The organism is Bradyrhizobium sp., assembly GCF_049581145.1.
Classification (GTDB): domain Bacteria; phylum Pseudomonadota; class Alphaproteobacteria; order Rhizobiales; family Xanthobacteraceae; genus Bradyrhizobium.
Genome location: NZ_JBAURI010001083.1, coordinates 1 through 4,275 on the forward strand (window position 1 = coordinate 1; position 4,275 = coordinate 4,275).

Below are 4,275 nucleotides of genomic sequence, written 5' to 3' on the forward strand. Positions count from 1 at the left end.
GCGGTGCGGATATTGCTCATGTCGCCATAGGCAGACACGATGATGGTCGATTTCTTGTCTTCGGCTTGCTGCAGCTTCTGCAACAGCGACAGCCCGTCCATCCGCGGCATGTTGATGTCGGACACCACCATGTCGACGTGCGGATGCCGGTCGATCGATTCCAGCGCCTCGATGCCGTCATGCGCGAACACGAAGTGCACGACACCCTCGCGGATCTGCCTGCGGAATTTCTGCAGGATCAGCACCTCGAGATCGGGCTCATCATCGACAAACAGGATGGTCGCGGTCATGCGGCGGTCCCGAGCCTGCTATCATCGCCGGCGCCGGCATGCGCGCTCAATGCGCGCCTCCGGCATTGCCCTGAACATTGCCTTGAATATCACCTTGCGCCGTCATCGTTCGCGGCAGCGTGACGGTGAATTCGGTGAAGGCATTTGGCCTGGTTTCTACCTCGATCTTGCCGCCATGTTGTTTCACGACGATGTCATGGCTCATCGAGAGGCCAAGCCCGGTGCCCTCGCCGGCCGGCTTGGTGGTGAAGAAGGGATTGAACATCTTCTCCTTGACCTCCGCTGACATGCCGGTGCCGTTGTCGCGGATCCGGATCTCCACGCTGTTGCCGAGGTCCTTGGTGGAGACGCTCAGGGTCGGCTCAAAACCTGGATCCCCGGCGTCCTTGGAAGTCTCCTTGGAGGTTTCCTTGCAGGTTTCCTTGCAGGTTTCCTTGCGCTTGGTCGCGGCATAGAACCCGTTGGTGATCAGGTTGAGGAGCACCCGGACGATCTCCTGCGGATAGACGTCGACCAGGCCGGCATTTGGATCAAGCTTGCGCTCGAGCGCGATGTTGAAGCCCGGCTTCTCGGCGCGGGCGCCATGATAGGCAAGGTTCAGGCTCTCTTCGAGGATCGCATTGATGTCGGTCGGGCGGTGTTCGCCGCTGCCTTCGCGCGAATGCAGCAGCATGTTCTTGACGATGGAATCGGCGCGCCTGCCGTGCTGCACCACCTTCCCGAGATTGCTTTTCAATAGCTGCGAGAGCTCGTCGATCTCCTGTTTCGTCTTGCCCTCGAGCGCCGCGGATTTGAGCACGTCGTTGAGTTCGTCGAGCAGCTCCGCCGAAAGCGCGGAGAAGTTGTTGACGAAATTCAGCGGATTCTTGATCTCGTGCGCGATTCCCGCGGTGAGTTGGCCGAGCGAAGCGAGTTTCTCGGTCTGGACCAGGCGATCCTGCGCGGTGCGCAGTTCGTCGAGCGATCGCGAAAGCTCCGCGGTGCGTTGTTCAACCTTGTTCTCCAGATCCGCATAGGATTCCTGAAGACGCGCGCCCATGTCGTTGAATTGATTGGCAAGCCCCTCGAGTTCGTCGCCGGTCGCAATCGAGATGCGCTGGGTGAAATCGCCGCTGCCGATCCGCTCGGCGCCCGCGCGCAAGGCCTGGATTGGGCCGACCATGCGCCGGGCCAGGAACATCCCGGCGAGCACCGCGAAGATCAGGGCCGCCAGCAGCACCGTCGCCGACCGCTGCAGCGCGGCGTAGAGCGCGGCATGAGCCTCGTCGACCGGCAGCTCCACGAACATGGTCCAGCCCAGCGGCGGGATCGGGGCGGAGGCCGTCAACACCTCCCGGCCCTCGATATTCGTCTCGCCCTCCAGCGTTTCGGACACAGGCTCCGTTCCGGCGAGCGCCGCCTCGACCTGCGGAAGCTTCGACATGTCGGTGTTGCGCAACACCAGGCTGATATCGGGATGCGCGACCAGCTGGCCCTGCGCGTCCACCACATAGGCATGGCCGTGCTCGCCTACCTTGATCTGGGAAACCACGTCCCAGATCAGCTTCAGATTGACCTCGGCGATGCTGACCCCGGCGTCCTTGCGGTTGCCGGCCAGCGACAGTGTCATGTAGGGCTCGGACTCCCTGCGAAAATACACCGGCCCGTAATAGACCTTGTGGGCCATCGCCTCGGTGAATTTCGGATCGTTGGAAAGATCGAGCCCGCTGTCGAGCACGTCCATCGCCAGACGCGACACTCGCAAACGCTCCTTGCCGGTGGCGTCGACCTGGGCGAGTTCGGTGATCGCGGGGACCTGGCGCAGCAGCCGCAGGGAGTCGAACCGGCGCTGCTCGAGCGAACTGGCGGACCATGGCAACTGCGTAGTCCAGCCGAGCTGGCTCTCGATTTCCTTGATGAACTGGCTGATCTTGGCCGCTGCGGCTTCCGCCTGCTCATGCTGGATCCGGACCAGCGCCGCCGTATGCTCGCGATAGTAGAAGATGACCTCGAAGACACCATTGCAGAGCAGCGCGATACCCACGATCGCGACGAACAGCGCGACATATTTGGAAAACAGCCGGCTGCGGGTTTTCTGCACCGAAGATGGCGCCGTGTCGGCCGCGCTACCTATGCGCGATCCCGCTAGCGTACGGCCTTGCGGCATATCCGGGTGAACGGAAATACTCATCTTACCCTGTTTCCTCGTCCACCTCTTAGCAAGAACGAACGGGCTTGTCTCTCACCCCTAACGCGAGTTCATTCGATGACGTCGTCCGCCAGCGCCAGCAAATCCGGCGGAATGTCCAGCCCCGTGCTCCTGGCCGTCTTCAGATTTACGACGAATTGATAACGGGTCGGTTCCTCGAATGGGAGGTCGCCGGGTCGCGCACCTCTGAAGATGCGATCCACCAGTGCCGCCGCGCGCTCGAAGGATTCCGTCATATCCGGTCCGTAGGACATCAGGCCGCCATCGCGCGCGATGAAGTCATATTCATAGATCGCGGGCAATTTCCTTTGCCTGGCAAATTCGAAAACGCGCCTGCGATTGAGGTTGGTCAGCGCGTCCGCGACCATCAGGATGGCGTCGGGCTTCTCGTCACTCATCACGGCGAACGCCTTGTCGAAATCGTCGGGCTCGCGCACGCCGACCGCCAGCACTGCAATTCCCATCGCTTGAGCCGCTTTTGCGGAGGCCTGGTAGCGCAACGTCATGCCGAGATCGTCTTCGTTCCAGAGCATGGCGACCCGTTGCAGCGTCGCCGACATCTGCTTCAGCAGCGACAGGCGCTTGGTCGTCAGCATCGCCGCCGCGTCGGAAATGCCGGTGAGGTTGCCGCCGGGATGCGCCTGGCTTTCGATCAGCCCGGTCTGCACGGGGTCACCGAGGCCAAACGCGGCGACCGCGGGAATCCCGATCGATTTGACGGCGACCGCTGACGGATAGCCCACGATGACGACGGCGTCCGCCCGGTGATCCATCAGCTGCGCCAGCAACGCGGGGATTTTCGCGACATCGCCCATGGCGCCGAGCGATTCCAATGTCAGGTTTTGGCCGAGGGTGTAGCCGTGCCCGGCCATCCCCTTGACCAAGGCCGCTCCCAACGGCGTGGCTTCGGTCATGGCGGCCACGGGATTGAGCGTGCCGAGGTGGTAGATCCGGCCCGCCGTCTTTGCCACGACGAGGCGCGGGCGAACCAGCACGGCGCCGCCGAGCGCGGCCAGAAACTCGCGACGTTTCATCTGCGGCATCCCGTCATTGGCGTTCCCACGGCGGAACCTACCAGACGATCACGGGACGAGGCAAAGCACGGCCGCGGCCAGCGCGGCAGCTGCGATCACGTCGGCTTGAGCTGGTGGCCGAGATCGAACTCGGCGATTTCCCTGCTGCGCTGCGAGGTCGCGTTCGCGCGGTGATCGGTGGCGATCGCGACATAGACCGCGGGCAACACGAACAGCGTGAACAGCGTGCCGATCGACATGCCGGCGACGACCACGAGGCCGATCGAGAACCGGCTCGCGGCGCCCGCGCCGGTCGCGGTCAAAAGCGGCAACAGTCCGGTGACCATGGCGGCCGTCGTCATCAGGATCGGACGCAGCCGCACCCGCGCCGCCATCTCGATCGCCGAGCGGCGGTCGAGCCCTTCCTTGAGCTGCAGTTCGTTGGCGAACTCGACCATCAGGATGCCGTGCTTACTGATCAGGCCGACGAGCGTCAAAAGTCCGACCTGGGTGTAGATGTTCATGGTCGCCAAGCCGAAGAATAGCGGGAGCAACGCGCCGACGATCGCCATCGGCACGCTGATCATGATGACCAGGGGATCGCGCAGGCTCTCGAATTGCGCTGCCAGGACCAGGAAGATGATGATCAGCGCGAAACCGAAGGTGATCGCCAGCTGGTTGCCCTCCTGCACGTATTGGCGGGAATCGGCGAGATAGTCGTGGCTGAAGCCGGCTGGCAGCTTCTTGGCCTCGCCCTCCAGGAAGTCCACCGCCTGTCCGACCG

General features: G+C 63.0%; 4 protein-coding genes. All 4 read right to left on the reverse strand.

Translation table 11 applies throughout. From position 1 onward, the window contains the following. A partial coding sequence (locus WCB02_RS34935) for a response regulator transcription factor (protein WP_423965843.1) occupies window positions 1–290 on the reverse strand: 290 nt, incomplete at its 3' end. Between the two features lie 46 nt (window positions 291–336). Beyond that, window positions 337–2,460, reverse strand: a complete 2,124-nt coding sequence (locus WCB02_RS34940) for a sensor histidine kinase (RefSeq protein WP_423965845.1) — start codon at window positions 2,458–2,460, stop codon at window positions 337–339. Window positions 2,461–2,528: 68 nt separating this feature from the next. Then, on the reverse strand, window positions 2,529–3,512 hold the full coding sequence (locus WCB02_RS34945) for an ABC transporter substrate-binding protein (protein WP_423965847.1): 984 nt from the start codon (window positions 3,510–3,512) through the stop codon (window positions 2,529–2,531). 95 nt (window positions 3,513–3,607) lie between these two features. Continuing rightward, a partial coding sequence (locus WCB02_RS34950; protein ID WP_423965849.1) for an efflux RND transporter permease subunit occupies window positions 3,608–4,275 on the reverse strand: 668 nt, incomplete at its 5' end.